Source organism: Stenotrophomonas sp. 01N47, assembly GCF_056399165.1.
Genome location: NZ_JBFTQU010000001.1, coordinates 665,627 through 690,506, shown reverse-complemented (window position 1 = coordinate 690,506; position 24,880 = coordinate 665,627). Strand labels below are relative to the sequence as shown.

Here is a 24,880-nt window from a genome sequence, read left to right as displayed (position 1 = left end):
TGATGCAGACCGCTCCGCTGGATTTCCGCCTGGCCACCCGTGCCGACGAGGAACTGCTGATCGCGCTGATGCGCGATTTCTACGCCGAAGACAAGATCGAATTCGACGATGCGCGCGTGCGCCGTGGTGTCGATGCGCTGCTGGCCGATCCGCGCAACGGGGAAGTGCTGCTGTGGCTGGACGAGGCCGCGGCCGTCGTTGGCTATGCGGTGATCGCGATGGGCTTCAGCCTGGAGCAGGGCGGCCATTTCATGCTGCTCGACGAGCTCTACCTCAGCCATCGCGCACGTGGCCGTGGCCGTGGCAAGCGGGCACTGGCCATCTGCGAACAACGCGCGCGCGGGCGCGGGGTCAGCCGGCTGCGGCTGGAGGTCAACCATCACAACGAACTGGCGCGCCGCCTGTACTTGGCCAGTGGCTACATCGATGACACGCGCGATCTGCTGACCCTGCCGCTGGACCATCCGCGCCCGGAGGGCATCCTGTGAGCGAGGCACTGCTGCGCAGCCTGCAACAGCGTGCCAGCCTCAATGCGCTGGTGCGACGCTTCTTTGCCGAGCGTAGCGTGCTGGAAGTGGAAACGCCGATCCTTTCCGTGGCCGGCAACACCGAGCCGAACATCGACAGCTTCCACACCGATTTCAGCGGCCACGTCGATGCGGGCGGACGCCGACGCTGGCTGCGCACCTCGCCGGAGTTCCCGCTCAAGCGCCTGCTCGCTGCCGGCGTGGGCGACTGCTATGAGCTGGGCCGGGTGTTCCGCAATGGCGAAGCCGGTGGCCGCCACAATCCCGAGTTCACCATGCTGGAGTGGTATCGGGTTGGCTGGGACCACCATCGGTTGCTGCAGGAAACCGCAGAACTGGTGGGGCAGGCGTTGGCGCTGGTTGGCCGCAGCGCGACGCTGCGCGTGCTGAGCTATCGCGAGCTGTTCCAGCAACAGGCCGGCGTGGACCCGTTCGATGCCGATGAGGGCCAACTGCGCGCCGCGCTGGGCGAGGTGCACATCGATCCGGTAGGCCTGACCCGCGATGATTGGCTGGATCTGTTGATGACCCACCGTATCCAACCGCACTTCGATGACGCGGTCATGACCGTGGTCCACGACTGGCCCGCCAGCCAAGCGGCACTGGCGCGCATCCGCCCCGGCACACCGCCATTGGCCGAGCGTTTCGAGCTGTACCTGGGCGCGGTGGAACTGGCCAACGGTTATCACGAACTGAATGATGCGGCTGAACAGCGCGCGCGTTTCCAGCATGACCTGCAGCGTCGCCATGCACGGGGGCAGGTACAGCCCGCGCTGGATGAAGCGTTGCTGCGTGCACTGCCTTCAATGCCTGCCTGTGCCGGTGTTGCCGTTGGCATTGATCGCCTGCTGATGGCGATGCACCGCACACCGCGCATCGCCGACGTGCTTGCATTCGATTTCGCCCACGCATGAGCCGATTTCCCCTGGACCTGGCAGGCTGAACGAAAACACGCGTTTGCGCGCTTGATTCAGCAAGCACGATGATGCTTTTATCACAGCCGATACCGCACACTTGCGTCGTGGTTCATCCATTCATGGGGAAGGCTTTGGTCAAGTGGTTTGCGGTCGTAGCGGCACCGATGTACTCCGTGGCGATATGGGGTGGCCTGCTTCCGTCGACCGCATCGGCGCAGTCACTTGGCTATGACAACGAAGTAGTGACCTGCGAATCCCGTGACATGGGTTGGGTGCATTGCGACATCGATGTCAGCAACGGCGTCGACCTGATCCGCCAGTTGTCCAGCAACAGCTGCATCCGTGGCAGCGAGTGGGGCACCGACCGCAGTGGCGTGTGGGTGACACTGGGCTGCCGCGCCGAGTTCCGCGCGCGCCGTGCAGAGAATGATGTCGCGCCCTCGGCCGAGGGTCGCAAGCGCCTGGTGCGACGGGTGGTGCGCTGCGAGTCCAACGGTCGCCCGCAGAGCTGCCCGGTACGCCTGGACGGTGCGCCGGTACGGTTGCTGCGGCAGCTGTCGGTGCTGCCGTGCCGGGAAGGGCAGGGCTGGGGCTACAAGCGCAATGAGGTGTGGACCACCCGCGGTTGCCAGGGTGACTTCGAGGTGGCCGACGAGCAGGGCCGTTTCGTCGACATGCCGCGCCGGCTGACCTGCGAATCCAAGTCCAAGAAGCGCCGCTTCTGTGGCGCCAGCATCTCCACCAGCGCCACCCTCTCCAACCAGCTTTCCAGCACCCCGTGCGAGGAAGGCAGCACCTGGGGCTGGAACCGCAACGGCATCTGGGTCGACGGCGGCTGCCGCGCCGAATTCTCGGTGAACTGACCCCGGACGGGGGGCCATCCGTGCGTGGCGTGGCCCTACAATGGGGCCATGAATACCGCCACCGACCTCGACTACGCCCGCTACGACCACATCCGCCCGATCCTGTGGACCGGCGATGCCCTGCAACTGCTTGACCAGCGCAAGCTGCCGTTCGTGGTCGAGCATGTGGCTTGCCATGACAGCGATGAGGTGGCCGCGGCCATCCACGCCCTGACCGTGCGCGGTGCGCCGGCCATCGGCATCGCCGCTGCCTGGGGTGTGGTGCTGGCCGCACGTGATGTGCAGGCGTCCGATGGCGCGCATGCCCTGCAGCAGCTGGAACCGGCGCTGCAGCGGCTGAATGCCTCGCGCCCGACCGCGGTCAACCTGGCCTGGGCGCTGGCACGCATGCGACGTTGCCTGAGCGCTGCCGGCGCCGACTGGAAGGCGCTGCTGGAGGCTGAAGCGCAAGCGATCGCCGAAGAAGACCTGGCCGCCAACCGCCACATGGGCGCACTCGGTGCCGGCCTGATCGAGGCCGGCAGCGGCGTGTTGACCCATTGCAATACCGGCTCGCTGGCCACCGCCGGCTTCGGTACGGCGCTGGGCGTGATCCGCGCCGGCATGGCCCAGGACCGCATTGCCCGGGTGTTTGCCGGCGAGACCCGGCCGTGGCTGCAGGGTGCGCGCCTGACCGTGTGGGAGCTGCAGCAGGACGGCATCGACGCGACGCTGATCGCCGACTCGGCCGCCTCCCACCTGATGAAGACCGGTGCCGTGCAGTGGGTGATCGTGGGCGCCGACCGGATCTGCGCCAACGGCGATACCGCCAACAAGATCGGCACCTACCAGCTGGCCATCGCGGCCCGCCACCACGGGGTGAAGTTCATGGTCGTGGCACCGTCCTCGACGGTGGACATGGATACCGTGGACGGCAGCCAGATCGAGATCGAGCAGCGTGATCCGGGCGAACTGTACGGCGTGGGGGGCACCCGCACCGTGGCCGAGGGCATCGCCGCCTGGAACCCGGTGTTCGATGTCACCCCGGGCGAGCTGATCGATGCCATTGTGACCGAGCGGGGGGTGATCCTGAACCCGACCGCAGAGAACATGCGTACCGCCTTCGGCGGTTGACGCGGGCAGGGGCGGGTGCCTTTCCGCTGGAAAGGGCTCCGACCCCGGCGTCCGGTAGTGCCGGCCGCTGGCCGGCAACCCCCTAAGTTCCTGATTTGTGCCGGTAAAATCACCGTAAAGGCAGGCGGAAAACGGCCCCGTGTGGTAGAATCCAGCGGTTGAATCGAGGTTCCGGCACGACCACCCCCGGGTGGATGCGCCGGACTGGACCGCTACCAGACAACGGAACCCGAATGGCAGAAACCGCCAAGGAAATCATCCAGGTCAACCTGGAAGACGAGATGCGCAAGAGCTACCTCGATTACGCCATGAGCGTGATCGTGGGGCGCGCGCTGCCAGATGCGCGCGATGGCCTCAAGCCGGTGCATCGTCGTGTGCTGTTTGCGATGAATGAACTCAACGCGCACAGCAACAAGCCCTACTTCAAGTCGGCACGTATCGTCGGTGACGTCATCGGTAAGTACCACCCGCATGGCGACCAGTCGGTGTACGACACGCTGGTGCGATTGGCACAGCCGTTCTCGCTGCGCTACATGCTGGTCGATGGCCAGGGTAACTTCGGTTCGGTCGACGGCGACTCCGCCGCGGCGATGCGATACACCGAGGCGCGCATGTCGCGGCTCGCGCATGAGCTGATGGCGGACATCGACAAGGAAACCGTCGATTTCCAGCCCAACTACGACGAAAAGGAACTGGAGCCGACGGTCATGCCGACCCGGTTCCCGAACCTGCTGGTCAATGGTTCGGCCGGTATCGCGGTGGGCATGGCGACCAACATTCCGCCGCACAACCTCACCGAATCGATCAATGCCTGCATCGCGCTGATCGACAATCCGGAAATCGATATCGACGGCCTGATGGAGTTCATCCCGGGCCCGGATTTCCCGACTGCGGGCATCATCAACGGCACCGCCGGCATCATCGCCGGTTACCGCACCGGCCGTGGCCGCGTGCGCATCCGTGCCAAGGCGGATGTCGAAGTGGCCGACAACGGCCGCGAATCGATCATCGTCACTGAAATTCCTTACCAGGTGAACAAGGCGCGTCTGATCGAGAAGATCGCCGAGCTGGTCAAGGAAAAGAAGATCGAAGGCATCAGCGAGCTGCGCGATGAGTCCGACAAGGACGGCATGCGCATCTACATCGAAATCAAGCGCGGCGAGTCGGCCGAGGTTGTGCTCAACAACCTCTACCAGCAGACCCAGATGGAGTCGGTGTTCGGCATCAACATGGTGGCGCTGGTCGACGGCCGCCCGCAGTTGATGAACCTCAAGCAGATGCTGGAGGCCTTCGTCCGCCACCGTCGCGAAGTGGTCACCCGCCGCACCGTGTTCGAGCTGCGCAAGGCGCGCGCCCGTGCCCACGTGCTGGAAGGCCTGACCGTTGCGCTGGCCAACATCGACGAGATGATCGAACTGATCAAGACCTCGCCGAACCCGGGCGAAGCACGCGAGCGCATGCTTGCGCGCCTGTGGGAGCCGGGCCTGGTGGGTTCGATGCTCGGCGCCGCCGGTGCCGAAGCCTCGCGTCCCGATGACCTGCCCAAGGGTGTGGGTCTGATCGAAGGCGGCTACCAGCTGACCGAGATCCAGGCGACCCAGATCCTGGAAATGCGCCTGCACCGCCTGACCGGGCTGGAGCAGGACCGCCTGACCGAGGAATACAAGCAGCTGCTGGAAGTGATCGCCGGGCTGATCCACATCCTGGAAGATCCCGATCGCCTGCTGCAGGTGATCCGCGAAGAGCTGATCAACGTGCGGGCCGAGTTCGGTGACGAGCGCCGTACCGAGATCCGCCACAGCGAAGAAGATCTGGACATCCTCGACCTGATCGCCCCGGAAGACGTGGTGGTCACCGTCTCCCACGCCGGCTACGTGAAGCGCCAACCGGTGAGCGTGTACCGCGCGCAGCGCCGTGGCGGCCGTGGCCGCAGCGCGGCGTCGACCAAGGAAGAGGATTTCATCGAACAGCTGTGGCTGGTCAACACGCACGACACGCTGTTGACCTTCACCAGTTCGGGCAAGGTGTTCTGGCTGCCGGTGTACCAGCTGCCCGAAGCTGGTTCCAACGCCCGCGGTCGTCCGATCATCAACTGGATCCCGCTGGAGCCCGGCGAACGCGTGCAGGCCGTGCTGCCGGTGCGCGAGTACGCCGATGGCCAGTTCGTGTTCTTCGCCACGAAGAACGGTACGGTCAAGAAGACCCCGCTGGGTGAGTTCGCCTTCCGTCTGGCGCGCGGCAAGATCGCGATCAACCTCGACGAGGGCGATGCCCTGGTCGGCGTCGGCCTGACCGATGGCGAGCGCGACATCCTGCTGTTCGCCTCCAACGGCAAGACCGTGCGCTTCGGTGAAGACAAGGTCCGCTCGATGGGTCGTACCGCTACCGGCGTGCGCGGCATCAGGATGCCGGCCGGCGAGGAAGTGGTCAGCCTGATCGTGGCCGAGAGTGCTGGCGGCATCGAGGACGAGAACGAGGACGACAACGGTGTCGAGGAGGCCATCGCCACGGGCGATGCGCTGATCGAAGGTGCCGACGACGCCAACCTGCGTTACATCCTCACCGCCACCGAAAACGGCTACGGCAAGCGTACCCCGCTGCCGGATTACCCGCGCAAGGGTCGTGGCACGCAGGGCGTCATCGGCATCCAGACCACCGAGCGCAATGGCAAGCTGGTTGCCGCGGTGCTGATGGGTACCGACGATGAAGTCCTGCTGATCTCCGATGGCGGCACCCTGGTGCGTACGCGTGGTTCGGAAATCAGCCGCGTCGGCCGCAACACCCAGGGCGTGACCCTGATCCGCCTGTCCAAGGACGAGAAGCTGCAGGCGGTGGAGCGCATGGATGCCTCGATCGACGAGGACGAGGACGAGGTGGCCGCCGCCGCCCCGGCCACGACCGACGGCGCACCGGCTGCTGCCAGCAGCGAGGACGCCGCGCAGGAGTGATCCTGCCGCGATGCTGAGGTACCCGACGACGCCGGCCTTGTGCCGGCGTCGTCGTGTCTGCAGTCGAAAATACGCACGCACTTCACGGTGACGGTGGCATAAGGGCGCATGCTGCCCCCGGAGATCGACGATGTCCGCCACGCCGCAGTCTGCTTACGCGCCTCCGCCCCGCCATCCTCTCGTTACCGTGCTGGCCCTGTTGCTGATCGTGCTCGGCCTGGTCATCGGCGGCCTTGGTGCGTGGCTGCTCAGCCTCGGTGGCTCCTGGTACTACGCCATCGCCGGCCTGGGCCTGCTGGTCTGCGGCATCCTGTTGTGGGGCAATCGGCGTAGCGGTGCACTGCTGTATGCACTGGTGTTCATCGGCAGCCTGCTGTGGACCTGGTGGGAATCGGGCAGCGATTACTGGCGCTGGGTACCACGGCTGGGCCTGGTGACCGCCCTCGGCATCGTCCTGGCATTGCTGGCGCCGACCCTGCAGGCGCCGGTGCCCAGGCGGCTGTCGCGCAGCGTGGCCGCTGTACTGATGCTGGTCTTCGTGGCCGCCTTCGGCCTCGCGTTCACCCCGCATGGCATGGTCGACGGGCATCAGCCGTTCCCGGAGCCGGCGGTCAGCGCCGGGCTTGATCCCACCCGTGACACCACCGGCCTGCAGCCTGCCGACCAGCCGGCAGAAGGAGACTGGCCGGCATGGGGGCGCAGCAATGCCGCCACCCGCTATTCGCCGCTGCAGCAGGTCACCCCGGAAAACGTGGGAACCTTGCAACTGGCATGGCAGTTCCGCACGGGCGACCTGCCGAAGAAGCGCTGGGGTGCGGAAACCACGCCACTGAAGATCGGTGATCGGTTGTACCTGTGCACCGCACGCAATCAGTTGATCGCCCTCGATGCCGGCAGCGGCAAGGAGCTATGGCGTTTCGACCCGAAGGTGAAGGATGCGTCGATCCCGTATACGGCCGCCTGCCGTGGCGTGTCCTATTACGAGCTGCCCAGCGCGCCGACCCTCGCCGATGCCGCACTGGCTGACGTGGCCGCCGATCTCGCGCTGCCCGCACCGCCGCCGACCCGCACCAGTCGAAGTGCGGCGCCCGGCAGCCGCGCAGCCTGCAGCGCGCGCATCATCGAAGGCACGCTGGACGGCCGCCTTATCGCGGTGGACGCCGACAGCGGTCGCCCCTGCGCGAATTTCGGCAACAACGGCCAGGTCGACATCACCCTGGGCATGGGCGAGGTGCCGCCGGGTTACGTATCGATCACCTCGCCGCCGGCGATCGTCCGCGGTGTCATCGTTACCGGCCACCAGGTACTGGACGGCCAGCGCCGCGACGCGCCCTCCGGCGTCATCCAGGCCTACGACGCGATCAGCGGCAAGCTGCGCTGGGCGTGGGACATGGACCAGCCCGAGCGCAGCGGCCTGCCACCGCGCGAGCAGACCTATACACGTGGCACACCGAACATGTGGACCACCGCTACCGGCGATGAAGCACTGGGCCTGGTGTACCTGCCGATGGGCAATTCCGCAGGCGACTACTGGAGTGGCTCGCGCACCGAAAACGAGAACAGGTACGCGACCTCGCTGGTCGCCATCGATGTGGCTACCGGCAAGCCGGTCTGGCATTTCCAGGCCGTGCGCAAGGACGTCTGGGACTACGACCTGGGTTCGCAGGCCAGCCTCATCGACTACCCGACGGCATCGGGCAAGGTGCCGGCGATCCTGCTGCCCACCAAGCAGGGCGACATGTACATCCTCGACCGTCGCAACGGCCAGCTGCTGACCCCGGCCGAAGAGCGCAAGGTGCCACAGGGCGGCGTGGAGCCCGAGCAGCGCGCCGCCACCCAGCTGTTCTCGCTGTACCACACGCTGCGGCGCGACGACGCGCTGACCGAGCGTGACATGTGGGGCATCACCCCCATCGACCAGCTGGTCTGCCGAATCCAGTTCCGCAAGGCACATTACGAAGGGTTCTACACACCGCCCAGCAGCGATCACCACTCCATCGAATACCCCGGCTACAACGGTGGCTCGGACTGGGGCAGCGTGGCCATCGATACGCGGCGTGGCGTGATAGTGGCCAACTACAACGACATGCCCAACTACAACCGGCTGGTGCCGCGCGCCGAAGCCGACCGCAAGGGCTGGCTGCCGCGCGAGCAGATGCGCGCCGACAAGGGCGGTGCCGAAGGGGCAGGGGATCCGCAGGTCGGCACGCCCTATGGCATCGACGTCAACGCCGGTTGGCGGCTGCCGTTCACCGGCCTGTTGTGCAAGCAGCCGCCCTATGGCGGTATCCGTGCGATCGACCTGCGCAGCGGCAAGCTGCTGTGGGACCGGCCGTTCGGCAGCGCGCGTGGCAACGGCCCCTTCGGCATCCGCTCCGGCCTGCCCATTGAAATCGGCACGCCGAACAATGGCGGTTCGGTGGTGACCGCCAGCGGCCTGATCTTCATCGCCGCAGCGACCGACGACCTGCTGCGTGCCATCGACCTGAAGACCGGCAAGGAGCTGTGGCACACCAAGCTGCCGGCGGGCGGCCAGGCCAACCCGATGGTGTACGAGCACGGCGGGCGGCAGTACTTGGTGATCATGGCCGGTGGGCACCATTTCATGGAGACGCCGGCGGGGGATTACGTGATGGCGTATGCGTTGCCGCGATGAGCCGCAGGGCAGGCAACACCGACGGTCAGCAGCGACGACCCCTGTGGGCACATTCCCAACGCCACAGGGGTATCGCGCAAGCGGTTAAACCGTGACCACCACCTTGCCGATCTGCTCATTCGATTCCAGGTAACGGTGTGCGTCCTGGATCTGCGCGAACGTAAACACCTTGGCGATCAGCGGCACCAGCACGCCCTTGTCCAGGCCATCGACGATGAATGCCTTTGCACGCGCCAGCGCCGCATCGTCAGACACGATTTCCGAGTACAGGTAGCCCTTCAGCGTCAGCGACTTGCCCAATACATTGAACAGCGGGAACGGCGTCGGCTCGCTGCTCAGCGCGCCATATTCCAGCAGGATGCCGCCGCGTGCCATCGCTTCGGTGAGCGGCACGAACTGCGGGCCGCCGATGGGATCGAACACCACGCGCGCGCCAGCACCTGCGGTGATGCGGGCAACTTCGGCCACCAGGTCCTGCTGTTGAGTGGCGATGACATGGGCGGCGCCGGCATCGAGCAGCGCCTGGCGCTTGCCCGGGCCCCGGGTTATCGCAATCGGCGTTGCGCCCACCGCATTGGCGATCTGGATGGCAGCCAGGCCAACGCTGCTTGACGCTGCAGTGATGATGACGAAATCACCGGCACCCAGCTTGGCCTGCTCCAGCAGCGCACCCCAGGCGGTGACGTACTGCATCCACACCGCTGCGGCCTGCTCGAAGCCCAACGAAGACGGATGCTTCACCACCAGTCGCGCCGGCACGTTGGCCAGCTCACCGTAGGTGCCCCAGCGGGCGATATCCAATGGCGGCACCACGCTGATAGCCTCGCCTGCAGCGAAGCCGCTCACCGAGCTGCCAACCGCTTCGATCACGCCGGCCGCCTCATAGCCCAACCGGCTGGGGAACTGTGCCTCCTGCAGATAGGCGCCGTTGCGGAACATCACCTCGGCGCGATTCAGACCGATCGCTTTCACCCGGATCTGGATCTCATCAGCGGCAGGAGCAGGTACTTCAATATCGTCAACGCGCAGCACATCGGCGTCGCCATAGGCGTGGATGCGGACAACCTGGGTCATGGGGATCTCCAAGGGGAATGCCGGCCGGTGGCCGGGCAGGGGGGGCAGAGCGCTACTGTGCGCGTGGCCGGCAGGCGAAAGAAGGGGTAATCTGGTGTTTCATTGGAAAACAATAGTTTGTAATGGATCTTATTGTGCCCCTGCGCAGCTTCACCAAGGTGGCCGAGGTGGGCTCCTTCGCTGCAGCTGCCGACGCATTGGACCTGTCCCCGCAACTGGTCGGCAAGCATGTGCAGACGCTGGAGCAGCATCTGGGTGTGCGCCTGCTCAACCGCACCACGCGCAGGCAGAGCCTGACCGACTTCGGGCAGGCGTATCTGGCACGTGCCCGGATCATCCTGGAGGACGTGGAGAGTGCCGAGCAACTTGCCGAAATCGCGCGCGGGCGACCGATGGGCCGGCTGCGAATCAGTGCGCCGGTCACCTTCGGTGTGCATGCGCTGGGGCCGGCGGTGGTGGCCTACATGCAGCAGTATCCGGATGTGCAGGTGGATCTGAACCTGTCCAACAGCCTGGTCAACCTGATTGAAGACGGCTACGACCTGGTGTTCCGCACCGGTGATCTCGCCGACAGCGGCCTGGTCGCGCGGCGGCTGGGCCCGTACCCGCTGGCGCTGTGCGCTGCCCCCGGCTATCTGGCCGCGCGCCCACCGATTGTCCACCCGCAGGATCTGAGCCGCCACGAATGCCTGGGCTTCGCCCACTCGGTGATCCGTACGCGGTGGAGCTTCCACGACCCACAGGGCGGCGTGTTGACCGTGCCGGTGTCCAGTCGCTTCATGGTCAACCAAGCCGAGCCGCTGCTGACCGCTGCGGTCGGTGGCCTGGGACTGATCCTGCAGCCGTTCGAGATGATGTCCACCGCTCTGGCCAGCGGCGAACTGGTGGAAGTGCTGCCTCGATTCGTACCGGTGTCCACATCGATCAACCTGTTGTATCTCCGCGATCGCCAGGTGACGCCGAAGCTGCGCAGCTTCCTGGATTTCTGCGTGGCGCGCTTCACCGAACAGAGCATGGCGCGTGAGCGTTGATCGAAGCGTTCGCACCGGGTGGTCACGTCGGTCGATTACGATGGCATTTCGTCACGCCCACGAAGGATCTGCCATCGCCCTGCTGCATCCCCCTGCGTCCTGTTTCGTCCGCCTCCGCTGCGGCGTCGGGTTGCTGCTGCTGATCGGCAGCGCCGTCACTGCCAGCGCGCAGACGCCTGCCGGTGCGCTTGCAGAATGGGAACTGCACGGCCGTGTCGAAGGCCTGGCCCGGCCCGACACCGTCTGCCAGGATTTCCTGCAGGCGATGGGACGAAAACCAGCCGAGCTGGAATACGTAGGCTGCACGCAGGACGACGATTCCTACATCCAGCCGATGGAAGCGCGGTATCGCGTCAGCGGCGCCTCGGCGGCGAAGATCGAAGCCTATCTGCAGCAGACCTTCGGTATGCCGCCACTGAAGTACGTCTGCTGTGGCTGGAGCAACGGCGCGCCTTACGTCTGGCGCGAGCGGCCGGGCAGCGTGAAGTACCAGATCGGCATGGGCGTGGAATCGCTGCATCATCCGCGCACGCAGTGGAGCGCGATTCCCTACTTCATGGTGACCGTTGCGGTGAACCGGAAAGGCCCCTGATGGCGTACGCTTGAAACCAACCACTGGCGTACAAGGAATGACAACCATGCCTCCCATGCTGCTCCGCGCTGCCGCCCTCGCGCTCACCCTGGCGATGAGTCCGATGGCCATCGCCGCGTCTCCCGAGCCGCTGCAGCTGCAGCAGGCCGAAGCGCTGACATACTGGAAGCCGGTGGAAGGCACCTTCCGCCCACGACTGAATGCCGATCCCGGGCGTGTGCAGTTTGCAGAGGAAGTGACCGTGGCCTATTCGGTCAACAAGCGCGGCCGCACGTATGACGTAAAGGTGGTGGATGCCAAGCCGTCGACGGCCTTCAGCGGCTGGGCGTTGAACGCGGTCAAGGCGATGCGCTTCACCGCCACGGACAGCAACACCGAACGCACGCCGATCCGCAGCGAAATGACCGCACGCTGGGGCGGCGGCAAGTAGCGCGCTAGGTCGGCACCCGCACCATCTTCGACATCAGGTGTTCGACCACTCCCGCCGGGTCCGCCGTGCGGCCCACATGTGTGCTGGACATCTGCACCACCGAGCTGCGCTTGGCGGTCAGGAAATGGAAGCGCGCGCGCGCGGGAAGCTGCGCGATCGGGCCGGCGCCGGCATCGCCCCGGCAGATCGCCACGATGGCATCCAACCACGGCTGCAGCGCTTCAATATCCAGCGCCGGCGCGAAGGCGTGCAGGCGGGCGGCATCGATCTCGATTGCCGCTTCCAGGTGACGTGCACCCGGGCAGGACACGATCACCCCGACGTTGATGAACTCCTCGCGTTCCACCCGTGGTACCACGCGGATGACGGCATAGTCATACGTGTGCAGCGTGGGCACGGATGGCCTCCTGCACGAACACCGCACGCACCTTCAGGCGATGCTTCAGGTAGTTGATGTAGCCCTGCCGGTAAGCCTGGGGGCTGTCGAAGGCCGGCTCATCGACCAGCCAGCTGTCCGGCACCAGGCCGACGATGCGCTCGATTTCCGCATCAGGCAGGCGCGCAGCCATTTCGGCATCCACCTCGGCGATGCGGCTGGCGAACGACAGCAGCACGTGGTCACGGATCAGTACGAAGGGCTTCTCGCAGGCGTCGCCAGCATTGGCCCAGTCGTGATGGAAGTACATCGCCGCACCGTGGTCGATCAGATACAGCTTGCGATGCCAGACCATCAGGTTCGGATTGCGCGTGGTGCGATCGACGTTGCTGGTGAATGCATCAAACCAGACGATGCGCGAGGCCAGGTCGGCGTCCACCGGCATCGCCGCCGGATCGTAGTTGATCGCGCCGGGCAGGTAATCCAGGCCCAGGTTCAGGCCTTCGCTGGCGCGGATCAGGTCCTGGATCTCCGGGTCCGGCTCGGTGCGGGCGAACTCGCTGTCCAGCTCGACGAACAGGATCTCCGGAATCGGCAGGCCCACCGCGCGTGCCATCTCGCCCGCAATCAGCTCGGCGATCAGCGCCTTGGGCCCCTGGCCAGCGCCCCGGAACTTGAGCACCGCCATACCGTCGTCGTCGGTCTCGACCACGGCGGGCAGTGAGCCACCTTCCCGCAAGGGGGTGATGTAGCGGAGGGCATGGACGGTACGCATGGGTGCATTCTAGCGTGGCCGATGCATGGGGTGCGCCGGGCGATGCCCGGCGCCGTCCCTGACCTCAGTGCGACAACGCGCTGCGCTGCTGTTCCTGCACCTGCTGGCGCGTCTGTTCCTGCGAGGCGTGGTCGGCCTGGCGCTGGTTGACGATAGCGAGGCTGTCCAGGCTTTCCTGCACCGGCCGCTGTGCGGCTTCAGCCGTAGCTGCCGATGCGCGCAGCGACGCAGGATCATCCAGCGCGCCCTTCACCACGAACACGTTCTGTGCCGCGGCGACATCTCCCGCCTGGCGGCTGAGCACCACATGATCCACGCGGTCCAGGCCGTTCTCGCGGGCCAGCACCAGCAGGCTTGCGCTCAGGCGTTCACTGGAGGCGTCGAAGCTGCGGCCATTGGCGGCATCCAGTTCTGCCACCTTGCCGCGGATCTGGTCGTGCAGGGCGCGGTCGTTGCCGCCCGCCAGCGGCGCAGCGTGGGCCTCGACCGAGGGAGTGGCGGTCGCCTGCGCGGTGATGGGCACGTGGGCGTAAGTGCCCTCGGTGTGGTCGAAATAGTGCAGCGTGGACGGCGAGGTGCTGGTATCGAAGTAGGGCTGCCGTGGCTGCGTGCCCTCACCCAGAGACAGGCCGTTCTGTTCCAGCAGGCTTTCCTGCAGGCCGAGCTTTGCCATGTTCACCGACATCCGGCTGATGCCATCGGGTGCCGGGTTCCTGGCCTCTTCCTCGCAGACCCGGCCGATGGCATAAGCAGCGTAGAAGTTCTGGTAGTCCGAATTGCCGTTGGGACCCAGCCGCGACGACACACCTTCATCGTAGTAGTGCTTGCCCATGCCCTCGATGTTGGCGGCAGTGGCGGTCATGCTCAGGTCTGCATTGAGTGTGAGGTCCGGGTGCGCGGCATAGGTCATCGGCGGGCCGGGCTGCACGCGCACGAACTCCTCTGCACGGTTACTTGCTTTGTAGAGATCTTCCAGAGTGGCGTCCGGGTTGGCGGTCTTGACCATGCCTACCAATGCGTTCCAGCCCTCGATGTTCGCCGATGCCTCGTCGCGCCGGTTGGCTGCGAGCAGGGTGCCGATGGCCTGGGTGTAGTCGTGGGTCGAATCGCGTGCGGCAATGTCTGCAATATCGGAATCAAACTGCTTATAGGCTCGTTCGGTCGCTGCATCATTGAACCCATGCTGTAGCTCATGGCCCAGTACGAAAGTCAGCTCTGCAGCGTCGTGCCTGTCCCGCGCTGGTGTGGACAGACTGGATGCCGGCAGGCTGATCGTCTTTGCGCCGCCGTCGTACTCGCCGCCCACACTGCTGTCGGCAGGCAGCAGCTCAAAGCGCTGCAGATGACCGGCGGCGATGGCCGAGTCGACCTGGGCTGCCAGCGCCGGAGAGTTGGCGATGGCCTTGCGAAGGTTGTCGACCTGATCGGTCGTTACATCGGGTTTTCCTGCAAATTCGGTCAGCAGGCGTTCCGTATCCGCTGAAAGCGTAGGCATGGTGCGGTGCTCCTTACTGCACGGTGACAAGGCGGACGCAGGCATGCGCCGGCTCGCCAGACGGGGTCGGATTCTCAGCCATCGTGTCGACCTTGATGCTCAGGTTCGGGCGATCGAAACGGTCATGGATGATGCGGCCGTGCTCGCCGCGGATGGTTTCACGCTTGAAGCCCGCGGCCTGCAGACCCGAGGCGAACTGGTCGAAGTCGACCTGGCAGATCGCCGATGCGTTGGCTTTACGCTCGGCGGTGGTGTCGATGAAATTGAGATCGAGACGCGTATCGGCGGCGCCAGCCGTCTTGATTTCGAGGCCGTAGCTCCATTCCGGCGTCAGCGTGCCGCCGTAGCCGAAGTGCCCCAGGCCGAAACTCTGCGCGGGCGCCTGCATGGCCTGCGATACCCGTTCAAGGGTCAGTTCGCGGGTGGAGGTGGTGTCCTTGATCAGATCCAGCAGGCGCAACAGGAGTTGGTCTGCGGTGAGCGCAGACGGCGTTGCGGCGTCGGAGGCAGTCGATGCCATGGTAGCGGGTCCTTGAGAAGTCGACGAATGGTCAGTCGCGTGTGCGCAGGCGCAGAGCGAGGCCGCACTCAGGACGATCGTCCACGGCCGTGTGAATGCGTACCCAAGCATAAGCGTTCCTTGCATGTTGAGCGCTGACCGTAAAGTGGGCCAGGTGAATCACAGGTTAAATGTAATTGACGATTGCAGGCATCGGGGCCGGGCGCTTCGGACCTCAGGTGTTTGCTGCAAGCGGAGTTGCCAGCGCCGGGCTCTGCCTGGCAGCGCGCAGTCGGCTCTGGATGCCATGGAATTTTCTTCACTTCCTCATTCCGTGAGAGGTGGCAGCATCCAGCCGTGAGTCGATCAAGCACTGGCGTGGCCTTGAATTGCAGGCCTCCCTGCCGCTTTCCCGCGACCGACACCCGGCAGCTTGTTTCCGGCAAATTTGCGCAGCGTTGAACGTGGTCCTGCGAGGCCACTCCCCTCGGCAAGGAGGCCCGCGATGCACAGTCCTGTTCACGCGTATACCTACCGCATCAGCAACCAGCCTGTCGCGCAGGCAGCGTGCGCTGGTGTTGGCAGACATGCTGAAGACGTTGCTGCGGTTCATGCAGCCTCAGACAGAATTCTTCCGTGAGTTGAGCACCGATGGTTGGCTCTGCATCCCGCAGTGCGCAGAGCCACTACATGCATGCGAGTCGCCCCACGACGTTGCTTTGTTCGCAGCACTGGGCGCGCATCTCGTCCACGATGTCCACGCAGGCTTCCGAGGTGCACGATGAGCAACGAATCGAGAGGAGCCCTGCCGCCCCTGGATCTGGATGATGCCAAGGCCGCGCAGATGATTGGCAAGCTGGTGCTGGTGGGCGTTACCCGTTTTGGTGGCGATGGTCAGGTGCAGGGGCTGGAGCAGTTTGCCGGCACCGTGCTGAGGGTCAGTGCCGAAGAAGGGCTGGTGCTGGCCGATGGCGATGACGGCCATGAGCGCTACCTGCCGCCCATGCTGGACCAGTACCTGCCGGCTGCGCCGGGTGAGTACCAGTTGCGGTCCAGTGGGGTGACGGTGATCGATCCCGATTATCTGTCCACCTGGGAGTTGCACGCGCGGCAGTAGGCGAGGGGCACCAGAGAGGGGCCGGGCCAGGCAGGGCCACGCTTTGCAGGATGGGGCGACTAGCCCTTCCGGCCCATTTCCCGGTGGGCAGGGGGTGTTAGATTCGGCCCATGCCCGCCGTGCGGGTACCCAAATCACACCCCAGGGGAAAAGGATGCTCATCCGTCGTACCTCTCTGGCGGCGGCCGTTGCCGTTGCCACGCTCGGCCTGCTGGCCGCCGGCCCGGCCTTTGCCGACTACGCCAAGCCGCCGGAACACCTGCTCAAGGTGCTCAAGGCGCCGCCGCCGCCGGCACCGAACATCGACCCCAGCGGCCAGCGCCTGCTGCTGACCACCGCGCAGACCTATCCGTCCATCACCCGCGTCGCCCAGCCGTACCTGAAGCTGGCTGGCGTGCGCCTGGAACCGAAGAACCGCAGCCGCCACGACACCCCCGGCGGCTATGGTATTCCGGCCTGTGTGGCCGACTTCACCCTGGTCGAGATCGTCAGCGGCAAGAGCACCAAGGTGAACCTCCCGCAGGGGTGCGCAGGTGGCGCACAGTGGTCGGCCGATGGCAGCCGTTTCGCCTTCCAGAATGCCGTCGATACCAGCGTGCAGCTGTGGGTGGGCGACGCCGCCACCGGCCAGGTGAAGCAGGTGCCGAACGTGCAGTTGAACCCCATCTTCGGCAGCACGGTGCAGTGGCTGGGCGGCAGCCAGAACCTGCTGGTGAAGCTGGTGCCGGCCAACCAGGGGCCGGCGCCGTCCAACGGCGGTACGCCCACCGGTCCGGACGCGCAGGAGTCGCTGGGCAGCAGTGGCGAGAGCAGCACCTATGAAGCGCGCGACACGCTGACCAGCGTGCACGATGAAAAGCTGTTCGCCTATTACGGTGCCTCGCAGCTGGCGGTGGTCGATGCCGCTGCCGGCAGCGTGCGCCCGGTTGGCCAGCCGGCGCTGTACAACGACGTCAACGCCGCGCCCGATGGCGTGCATGTGCTGACCGAAACCCTGAAGGCGCCGTTCTCGCATGCGGTCACCTACCAGCGCTTTGCCAACGATGTGGCGGTGCTGGACCTGGCCAATGGCCGCAATACGGTTCTGGCCAGCCTGCCGCTGGCCGATCGCGTGCCGGTACACGGTGTGCCGGAAGGCCCGCGGGGTTACGACTGGCGCTCCACCGATCCGGCCACCCTGGTCTATGCCGAAGCGCTGGACAAGGGCGACTGGAAGGTGAGCGTGCCGCATCGCGATCGCGTGCTGATGCTGAAGGCCCCGTTCACCGGCAAGCCGGTGGAAATCGCCCGCACTGCACAGCGCTTCGAGGGCTTTGCGTGGTCGGCCGACCCGGCCGTGTCGTTCCAGTTCGAGAACGACGAGAACCGCCACTGGATGCAGGCCCGCATCGTGGATGTGGACCAGCCGAAGAAGGAAGGTCGCCTGCTGTGGGACATGTCCAGCGATGAGCTGTACGGCAACCCGGGCAACCTGGTGTTCAAGCGCCTGCCCAGCGGTGCGCCGGTGGTGCGCCAGGAGGGCAACACCGTGTTCCTGCGTGGGCAGGGGGCCTCGCCGCAGGGCGACCGTCCGTTCCTGGATGCGCTCGATCTGGCTACGTTGAAAACCGAACGCCTGTTCCGCAGTGATGCCGATGCGTACGAGCAGTTCCTGGGGTTCAGCAATACACCGGGTCGCTTCCTGACCTGGCACCAGTCGGTGATGGACCCGCCGAACGCATTCGTGCGTCTGCTCGGTGAGCGCATCAACGATGCCAAGGCCGGCGAGGCACAGTTCCAGTCCAAGCCTGCTGCGTTGACCAAGCTGCTCGACCCGACCCCGGAAGTGCGGCAGATCCAGAAGCGCCTGGTGACCTACAAGCGCGCCGATGGCGTGGACCTGTCGTTCACCCTGTACACGCCGCCGGGCTACAAGGAAGGCCAGCGCGTGCCGGCGATCCTGTACGCATACCCGGCCGACTTCGCCAATGCCGCGCAGGCCGGGCAGGTCTCTGGTTCGCAGCAGACGTTCACCCGTCTGCAGCCGTACCGCCTGATGCTGCTGGCCGGCTACGCGATCATCGACAACGCCTCGTTCCCGATCGTGGGTGACCCGAAGAACGCCTACGACACCTATCTGGAACAGCTGGAAGCCGACGCCAAGGCAGCAGTGGACAAGGCCGTGGAGCTGGGCGTGGTCGACCGCAACCGCATCGGCGTGACCGGCCACAGCCATGGTGGCCTGATGACCGCCAACCTGATCGCCCACACCAACCTGTTCAAGGCCGGCGTGGCGACCAGTGGCTCGTACAACAAGACCTTCACCCCGTTCGGCTTCCAGAACGAGCGGCGTTCGGTATGGCAGGCGCAGGATGTGTACCTGAAGGCGTCGCCGTTCTTCTATGCCGACAAGATCAAGCTGCCGCTGCTGCTGGTCCACGGCGAGGACGATGCCAACCCGGGCACCGAGCCGTTCCAGTCGCGCAAGCTGTACCAGGCGATCCGCGGCAATGGTGGTACCACCCGTCTGGTGATGCTGCCCAACGAACCGCATTGGTATACGGCGCTGGAATCGAACGAGCAGTTGGTGTCGGAAATGCTGAATTGGTTCGACACCTACGTGAAGAACGCGAAGTAATCCGGCAAGGCCGCCCTCCGGGGCGGCCTTTCTGTTTCAGGCGTCCAGTAGCACCGAGCCATGCCCGGTTGCTATGCACGAAGGCTGCATGTGCCACAGAATCTGCTTTCCAAGGAGCGTCATGAAGGCCTGGTTTCTCGTCGTCGTAGCCCTGTGTCCGGCCGCTATGGCTGCTGCAGCCGATGGGCCCATGCGCATCGATGTGGCCTACGACTGGTCCGGTTGGGGAGGTGTTTCGGAGCACTGGCTTATCGAGCGCGATGTACGTGGAATCACCTCGCGTGTTCGTGTCACAGATTCGGCGGGAAGCCAGGAATTGCCCAAGCAGATATTGCCGGCTGCTGCGGTCGAAGCGTTCGAAGCGGCTATTGATGCTGCCCCGCTGTCCAAGGAGGCCACGATCAGTCTGATTGCCGGCCGCCTCGATCGCGCCGAGATGCTGGAGTTGGATCCGAAACTGACTTCAATGCCTCCGGCATCGTGCACCTTCGCCGATCAGCAGGCGTGGGCCCGTCGGACATTGACTGTCCAGGGGCTGCACCAGCGGGTGCAGCAGCACTTCAGGGGGGACGGGGTGGCGTGGACTGACGATTATCCGGTGATGTCGGTAACGGTGAAGCGCCAGGGCAAGCCTGACGTGGTGTTTCTGTCGAGATCGCAGAAGGCCTTGATGTTGCCATGGAAGCAGCTGTCTAGTGGGCAGGTGAATCAGCGATCACTGTCGCTCGCGCCGGATCAGTGGCGCCCCGCGCTGAGTGACGCGTTGACCCGGTTGCTGCCAGAGGGGGAGGCAACACGTGCCCGCTTCAAAAGCACCTGGCTGCAGCATCGCTTGAAACAGGAGCTTGAGCTGGAGGCCTTGAAGTGCACGACCGGGCCATGAACAGGGGGGACTGCGACGGCACATCCAGTCCAGGTATCCCCCTGTGGGTGTTGCGTAACCATCTGTGATGAAGGCATGGATCGGCCGCAAAGCTGCGGTACGCTGCGCATCTGATGTCCGCTACGGGTTCGCTCCATGAAGGCCTTCATCCTCGCCGTATCGCTGTCGATTTCCGTTGTCCCGGGCATAGCATTCGCCCAGCCGCTGCCGGCTGAGCTGGCAGCGTTGGGCATCACTGCCGGCATGCCCTACAGCAAGGCCAAGCGCCTTCTTGATGCCGCAGGATGGCAGGCCAGCCCGCCACGCGACGCGGCCGAAGTGTTGGACGGTTTCCCGGAAGTGGGTTGCCAGAAGGGCGGCAACAATTGCAGCAGCACCTTCGCCAAGGATGGGCAGCAGGTTGCTCTGCAGGTGGGAACCACGCTGGCGGGCCAACCCTTCGTGCAGGGCGGCCGCTGAGCAGGACGCGCACTCAGCCCAGCGGCAGGTTATCCAGCGCACGCGACATCCGGTCATGCAGGTCGCGCACGCGTTCGGCCTTGGCATCCACGCGGCGCTCATCGCCGAAACTGCGGACATAGGCGCATGCAGCGAAGCCGGCGCTTTCCCTTTCGTATTCGGCGATCCACGCCAGGCGGTCGGGGTTGCTGGCCTGCTCGGCCGACCAGGCCGCTACCGGCGGGCGGATGCGCGCGATGATGCCAAGCCGCCACGGTTTGGGTGTCAGCCGCGCACGGAAGCAATGCTGCAGTGTGCACATGCGTGCATACAACGTGTCGGTGCCCAATGCCTTGAAGAAGGCATGCACCTGCGCATCCTGTGGTTCGAACGTGGCATGCATCGCCAGTATGCGCAGCCCGGCTGGGGTGCGGTAAGCGCGCAGGTGCCAGTCGGGGTGGTGCTCGACAAACGCCTGCACGCGCTGCAGTGCGATGCCCTCGACGCCGCCGGCCCGGGCGAGCCGTCGCTTGCGCCGCCCCGACAGGATCTGGTTGACCACCACCATCGTAATGCCGCCGGCGGCCAGGCCGATGTTGAAGTTGCCCAGCGCACCGCCGATCAGCGCACCGGCCGCCAGCAGCCCCAGCGCACCGAGCAGCGGCAATGCGCAGCCTGACGGAGTGGACACGTGGTCGATATCCGCAAACAGTACGTCCGGGGTGTTCAGGCACAGCGCGCCGTAGCTGTTGCGGGTAACGATGACGTCATCGCTGCGCTGCACGATCTGCTCGCGGATCGGGATGCCTTCGACACCGTAGTTGGTCCGTCGCTCGCGACGCGGCACGGACTGGCCACTGAGGATGGCATCAAGCGCTTCGCGTGCACGTGCATCGGCGTGGGCCTGCGCGGCGTCCTGGTCGTCGTCGGACCAGCCGAATCGGCGTACCACCAGCGGGCGTCCCTTGTACCTGTCCTGCAGGCGGGCTTCGGCCCAGTACGCTGGAACGATCATCATCCTGTCTTCCCCTTGCTTCCATGGCAGCCGCTCGCCGCGAGTCTGGCACAGTAGGGGAGGCCGTTGCACGATACGGCAGCGCATGCGCCGACGCGGTGGTAGATTGCGCGCTTCGCGTGCACTCCACCAAGGACGGAGCCATGTTCGTGTCATTGCGCTGCCTGCTTGCCCTGGCCCTTGGCGGGGCCCTTGTGTCGGCCCACGCTGCAGGTCCGGGGCCGGAGATCCTGACCGCCGATGCCACCGGCTTCTACGCGCTATACGAGGCGACCGCCGGCAAACCCAGCGTGGCCCAGCTGGAGCAGTATCTGGCCGAGGGCACGCCCAGCCTGCGTGAATTCGCCAAGCTGCGCCGGGTGACCGCCCAGCGTATCGCCGAGGCGATGGCGCGCGACCCGTCGATGTACGCCAATGGCCGCACCTGCCTGGCCGAGTTGCCGGCCGTGCGCCAGCGGCTGGTACAGGTGTTTGCCAAACTGCAGGCGATCTACCCGCAGGCGACGTTCCCGCCGGTGGCCATCGTGGTCGGCCGCAGCAAGCCGGTTGGCATGACCCATCCGAAGGGCGTGGTGATCGGCCTGGAGGCACTGTGCGCAGCGGAGTTCATGAACCCGAACGCGCAGGACCGCCTCGTGCACGTGATCGCGCATGAGTACGTACATATCCAGCAGACCGGCGTGGTCGAGTACGAGCCGGGCGATCCAGCGGCGACGGTGCTGCGCGAGTCGCTGGGCGAGGGCATCGCGGAGTTCATTGCCGAACTGGTTTCAGGCAACGTCGGCAATGGGCGGCACGCAGCGTGGACGCGGGGCAAGGAAGTGCATATCGAAAGTGCGTTCGCGCTGGATGTGGACAGCACCGACCTCACGCCCTGGCTGTACAACCACACGCCCGGTTCGCAGGAGCCCTACGACCTGGGCTACTGGGTGGGATATCGCATCGCCAAGGCGTACTACCTGCAGGCCAAGGACAAGCACGAAGCGGTACGCGCGCTGATCGAGCAGGACAATCCGAAGGCGATTCTGGAGGCCAGCGGCTGGACACCCGGCATGTGGATGCCGGCAAAGGTGACCGGGGTTGCGGCGCGTGCTGCCGGGCGTTGAACTGTTGCACAGGAATGTAACCATGATCGCAGGAACGCGGAAGGGCAGTGGACATGCATCAATTTGATCCGAATGAAAATCCGTACGTGGATGATCTCCTGCGCCTGCTGGATACGCTGAGGGGGCCATTCTCGCGTGCGCAGATCCGGACGCTTGCGCGGGTCTACGTATCAAGGCTGTATGGCGTGGATACGGGTGGCTTTTTCGAGTATGCGCGCAGACAGATGGGTGGCCTGGTGCGCTGCAGCGTTCGCGTGGTGCTGGATGGAGACGACCTCCTCCTATCGCAGATTCTTCAGACAACTCGCGGTGAACAGCTGCAAGGCCGTCTGCCTTACGAAGCGAGGCTGGTCCTGGTCCATGTCGGCTATGGAGGCGTGATCGAACTCTTCAACGGGCGACGGAGTGTGTTCGAAGATAGCCTGAGGGAGCTTGGGTTCGATATCGATCCCCGGCGACGCGATGTGATCCACGCCCATGATCTGTTCCGGGTGATGGCTCGACTCGGTGATGAGGAAGGACGTGTCCTACCGCTTGATGGCACCACGTACTGGGACGCCCACTGGCTTGGTGACGCCGGTGATGATGTGGGCGCATGGGAGCATCGCGAGTACGATCCTCCGCCTGCGGACACAGACAACGGTCGCGGTCGTTACGGGGGTTCCGACGGCGGTGGACGCGGCGGAGACGGGGAGGGGCCGCAAGGCCCCGATGATCGCGGCGGACCGGGGTCGGGGCGTGGCGGCGTGATGGAAGTGCTTGACCATCCGGTTCTGTTTTCAGCCGACCCGCAACTGCTGGCCGACATTCTGGAGGATCTGTGATGAGCGCGGTAATCCCTGGTTCCGCACCTGACGACGCGCTGGATGTGCTGACCCTGCTTGCGCTGAAGATCGCGCCTCGGCAGTTCGACCTGAGCTATCGTTTTTCCAACATCAGCATCCGCGACCAGATCGTGCGGGCACAGATGCTCATCCAGCAACTCGAGCACTTGGGTGCAGTGGGCCGGGGCGCTGCGAAGAGAGATCCCGATACGCCCTTCGATCTGCTCATCTGCGGCGCCGGCGCGGCGGGCCTGGCTGCGGCTCTGGAAGCGGAACGGCTGGATCTGCGTTTTGTACTCATGGATACCGATTCCCAGGCAGGAGTGGGCGGGGTGCTGCGCTCCCCTGCGGCCAGGTATGTCAGCGCGGCCATGTACGAATGGCCACACAGCAACCACACAGACCACCGTTACCCGCTTCGGTCGGCTGCATTCGGCGCAGCGAAGGTGGCACTGAAGCTGGACATGGTTGCGCCCTTGCCGGCAGCGAAGGTCGGCAATGCGATCAATGCTGTCTACACCACGGAAGTGAAGAACTGGACCCAGCGCGCGTTGAACTGGGGCACGCAATCCTGCGCTCGCAGCGAGTCGTGTTTCGTGCGGGATGCGAAGCTTGAACGGTGGTCCAAAGAGCGCCTGCAGGAGATGGCCAGCGGGCCTTTGAGCGTGCACGGTCTGCCGCTGAAATGCCGCTTGCTGCCAGCGCTGCGCATCACCTCTGGCGGAAAGACGGAGACACATCGTTTCCGCTTTGTGATCTACGCCATGGGCTATGCGAAAGAGAAGAATCAGTACGCCGAAGGCAAGGACTGTCCACCCGCCTACGCTAACACAGGCTTCTGGGAGGTTGACAAGGTCCTGGATCCCGCCCTGGGATTCGGGGTGCCCCCGCGGGTGGCTGTTGTGGGTTCCGGCGACGGGGCCCTGCAGGATGCATTGCGGTGTCTGTTGAAGGTCGATCATCCGCTTCGCGCATGGGAAAAAATATCCAAGGCTCCTGGGGTGGCTGCGTCCGTCGAGATCAGCCAGGCGCTGCGCGAGCTGGCCACGTTGGACATGCACGCGACGATGGCAGCCACGTGGAGCTCGTCGCCCCGGATCTACAAGCGCCTGGACCTTCGCTTTGCAAGGATCGCAAAGGAGCTGCTGGCATCTTCCAAGATCGGCAAAGCCATCACAAAGGCGGTGATGCGGATGCTGCGCGCTGACGTCCAGCAGGTGATGCTGATCACCCAGTCGGGATACTTCAGCAAGGCCTATGCGCTGAACAGGTTCCTGGTGATCCTCCTGTATCTGGTATTGAAGGACAACGCAGCAAAAGGCGTACCGGGTCTGCTCTTCAGGCGTGGGCCTGTGGAGAATTTCAGCGTCGCCGGAAGTACCACCGGACAACGCGGCGGGAAGCTGCAGCTCGCCTCGGGCGAAGAGAGCTTCGACCTGATCATCATCAGGGGCGGATTGAAGACGGATACGCTCGATGCCTTCCCGCACAGGATCGGCCTGACAGGACGGGATACGGGACGTGCGGGTCTGGGGCGCATTCCGCTGCCGATCCGCCCGCCGCTGCTCTGAAGGAGAGTCCACG

The 24,880-nt window shown here is 65.1% G+C and carries 22 protein-coding genes; 16 read left to right on the top strand and 6 right to left on the bottom strand.

What is annotated here, in order from left to right; translation table 11 throughout:
• The first annotated feature begins 2 nt into the window (after nucleotides 1–2).
• The 6 genes from AC1DKR_RS03205 (at nucleotide 3) to AC1DKR_RS03180 (ending at nucleotide 9,024) form a co-directional block, all read left to right on the top strand.
• Complete coding sequence (locus AC1DKR_RS03205; protein WP_025876917.1) at nucleotides 3–488, top strand: GNAT family N-acetyltransferase; 486 nt, start codon at nucleotides 3–5, stop codon at nucleotides 486–488.
• The gene (epmA, locus tag AC1DKR_RS03200) at nucleotides 485–1,441 is read left to right on the top strand and encodes an EF-P lysine aminoacylase EpmA (RefSeq protein WP_478031069.1); all 957 of its coding nucleotides are present in this window, start codon (nucleotides 485–487) and stop codon (nucleotides 1,439–1,441) included. The genes AC1DKR_RS03205 and epmA overlap by 4 nt, the downstream gene beginning before the upstream one ends.
• A 134-nt stretch (nucleotides 1,442–1,575) precedes the next feature.
• Nucleotides 1,576–2,307: a DUF3011 domain-containing protein gene (locus AC1DKR_RS03195; protein WP_223497277.1), complete on the top strand. Its 732-nt coding sequence runs from the start codon at nucleotides 1,576–1,578 to the stop codon at nucleotides 2,305–2,307.
• A gap of 48 nt (nucleotides 2,308–2,355) precedes the next feature.
• Nucleotides 2,356–3,420 (top strand): S-methyl-5-thioribose-1-phosphate isomerase, encoded by a 1,065-nt coding sequence (mtnA, locus tag AC1DKR_RS03190; protein WP_478031065.1) that lies wholly within the window; start codon nucleotides 2,356–2,358, stop codon nucleotides 3,418–3,420.
• Between the two features lie 233 nt (nucleotides 3,421–3,653).
• Nucleotides 3,654–6,368: a DNA gyrase subunit A gene (gene gyrA / locus AC1DKR_RS03185; RefSeq protein WP_478031063.1), complete on the top strand. Its 2,715-nt coding sequence runs from the start codon at nucleotides 3,654–3,656 to the stop codon at nucleotides 6,366–6,368.
• 130 nt (nucleotides 6,369–6,498) lie between these two features.
• Nucleotides 6,499–9,024 carry a membrane-bound PQQ-dependent dehydrogenase, glucose/quinate/shikimate family gene (locus AC1DKR_RS03180; protein WP_478031060.1) on the top strand — a complete coding sequence of 842 codons (2,526 nt, stop codon included), beginning with the start codon at nucleotides 6,499–6,501 and terminating at the stop codon, nucleotides 9,022–9,024.
• Nucleotides 9,025–9,108: 84 nt separating this feature from the next.
• Here AC1DKR_RS03180 and AC1DKR_RS03175 read toward each other — a convergent pair whose 3' ends face one another.
• Complete coding sequence (locus tag AC1DKR_RS03175) at nucleotides 9,109–10,098, bottom strand: zinc-dependent alcohol dehydrogenase family protein (RefSeq protein ID WP_478031058.1); 990 nt, start codon at nucleotides 10,096–10,098, stop codon at nucleotides 9,109–9,111.
• A gap of 122 nt (nucleotides 10,099–10,220) precedes the next feature.
• On the opposite strand from AC1DKR_RS03175, the gene AC1DKR_RS03170 reads away from it, so the two are divergent.
• Genes AC1DKR_RS03170 through AC1DKR_RS03160 form a run of 3 tightly spaced genes read left to right on the top strand, consistent with a single transcriptional unit; the run spans nucleotide 10,221 to nucleotide 12,151 of the window.
• Nucleotides 10,221–11,129 (top strand): LysR substrate-binding domain-containing protein, encoded by a 909-nt coding sequence (locus AC1DKR_RS03170; protein ID WP_312107843.1) that lies wholly within the window; start codon nucleotides 10,221–10,223, stop codon nucleotides 11,127–11,129.
• 40 nt (nucleotides 11,130–11,169) lie between these two features.
• Entirely contained in the window at nucleotides 11,170–11,721 is a 552-nt protein-coding gene (locus AC1DKR_RS03165; protein ID WP_478031055.1) for a DUF4952 domain-containing protein, read from the top strand.
• A gap of 46 nt (nucleotides 11,722–11,767) precedes the next feature.
• Nucleotides 11,768–12,151, top strand: a complete 384-nt coding sequence (locus tag AC1DKR_RS03160) for an energy transducer TonB (RefSeq protein ID WP_157805975.1) — start codon at nucleotides 11,768–11,770, stop codon at nucleotides 12,149–12,151.
• Between the two features lie 4 nt (nucleotides 12,152–12,155).
• Here the strand turns inward: AC1DKR_RS03160 and AC1DKR_RS03155 are convergent, their stop codons facing one another.
• The 4 genes from AC1DKR_RS03155 to AC1DKR_RS03140 all read right to left on the bottom strand — a co-directional run bounded on the left by AC1DKR_RS03155 (nucleotide 12,156) and on the right by AC1DKR_RS03140 (nucleotide 15,317).
• Entirely contained in the window at nucleotides 12,156–12,548 is a 393-nt protein-coding gene (locus tag AC1DKR_RS03155) for a DUF3037 domain-containing protein (RefSeq protein WP_312107845.1), read from the bottom strand.
• Nucleotides 12,526–13,302, bottom strand: a complete 777-nt coding sequence (locus AC1DKR_RS03150; protein WP_312107846.1) for a HipA family kinase — start codon at nucleotides 13,300–13,302, stop codon at nucleotides 12,526–12,528. Before AC1DKR_RS03150 ends, AC1DKR_RS03155 begins: the two co-directional genes overlap by 23 nt.
• 64 nt (nucleotides 13,303–13,366) lie before the next feature.
• On the bottom strand, nucleotides 13,367–14,797 hold the full coding sequence (locus AC1DKR_RS03145) for an XVIPCD domain-containing protein (protein ID WP_478031052.1): 1,431 nt from the start codon (nucleotides 14,795–14,797) through the stop codon (nucleotides 13,367–13,369).
• A gap of 13 nt (nucleotides 14,798–14,810) precedes the next feature.
• Nucleotides 14,811–15,317, bottom strand: a complete 507-nt coding sequence (locus tag AC1DKR_RS03140) for a hypothetical protein (protein WP_394196529.1) — start codon at nucleotides 15,315–15,317, stop codon at nucleotides 14,811–14,813.
• 760 nt (nucleotides 15,318–16,077) lie between these two features.
• Between AC1DKR_RS03140 and AC1DKR_RS03135 the strand changes: the two genes are divergently transcribed.
• From AC1DKR_RS03135 to AC1DKR_RS03120, 4 genes are all read left to right on the top strand, one after another.
• Nucleotides 16,078–16,413, top strand: coding sequence for a hypothetical protein (locus AC1DKR_RS03135; protein ID WP_025876944.1), 336 nt, complete (start codon nucleotides 16,078–16,080; stop codon nucleotides 16,411–16,413).
• A gap of 154 nt (nucleotides 16,414–16,567) precedes the next feature.
• Nucleotides 16,568–19,030: a S9 family peptidase gene (locus tag AC1DKR_RS03130; protein ID WP_312107849.1), complete on the top strand. Its 2,463-nt coding sequence runs from the start codon at nucleotides 16,568–16,570 to the stop codon at nucleotides 19,028–19,030.
• Between the two features lie 121 nt (nucleotides 19,031–19,151).
• Nucleotides 19,152–19,913, top strand: coding sequence for a hypothetical protein (locus tag AC1DKR_RS03125; RefSeq protein WP_428705053.1), 762 nt, complete (start codon nucleotides 19,152–19,154; stop codon nucleotides 19,911–19,913).
• Nucleotides 19,914–20,048: 135 nt separating this feature from the next.
• Nucleotides 20,049–20,372, top strand: a complete 324-nt coding sequence (locus AC1DKR_RS03120; RefSeq protein ID WP_312107850.1) for a hypothetical protein — start codon at nucleotides 20,049–20,051, stop codon at nucleotides 20,370–20,372.
• Between the two features lie 13 nt (nucleotides 20,373–20,385).
• On the opposite strand, the gene AC1DKR_RS03115 is transcribed toward AC1DKR_RS03120, so the two are convergent.
• Nucleotides 20,386–21,369 (bottom strand): hypothetical protein, encoded by a 984-nt coding sequence (locus AC1DKR_RS03115; protein ID WP_428705052.1) that lies wholly within the window; start codon nucleotides 21,367–21,369, stop codon nucleotides 20,386–20,388.
• A 140-nt stretch (nucleotides 21,370–21,509) separates the two neighbouring features.
• Here AC1DKR_RS03115 and AC1DKR_RS03110 point away from each other — a divergent pair, with 140 nt between their 5' ends.
• The 3 genes from AC1DKR_RS03110 to AC1DKR_RS03100 are packed head-to-tail and all read left to right on the top strand — an operon-like array spanning nucleotide 21,510 to nucleotide 24,867.
• The gene (locus AC1DKR_RS03110) at nucleotides 21,510–22,472 is read left to right on the top strand and encodes a DUF2268 domain-containing putative Zn-dependent protease (protein ID WP_478031047.1); all 963 of its coding nucleotides are present in this window, start codon (nucleotides 21,510–21,512) and stop codon (nucleotides 22,470–22,472) included.
• 53 nt (nucleotides 22,473–22,525) lie between these two features.
• Nucleotides 22,526–23,296, top strand: a complete 771-nt coding sequence (locus AC1DKR_RS03105) for a hypothetical protein (RefSeq protein WP_478031045.1) — start codon at nucleotides 22,526–22,528, stop codon at nucleotides 23,294–23,296.
• Nucleotides 23,296–24,867 (top strand): FAD-binding protein, encoded by a 1,572-nt coding sequence (locus AC1DKR_RS03100; RefSeq protein WP_223495589.1) that lies wholly within the window; start codon nucleotides 23,296–23,298, stop codon nucleotides 24,865–24,867. The genes AC1DKR_RS03105 and AC1DKR_RS03100 overlap by 1 nt, the downstream gene beginning before the upstream one ends.
• The last annotated feature ends 13 nt before the right edge of the window (nucleotides 24,868–24,880 follow it).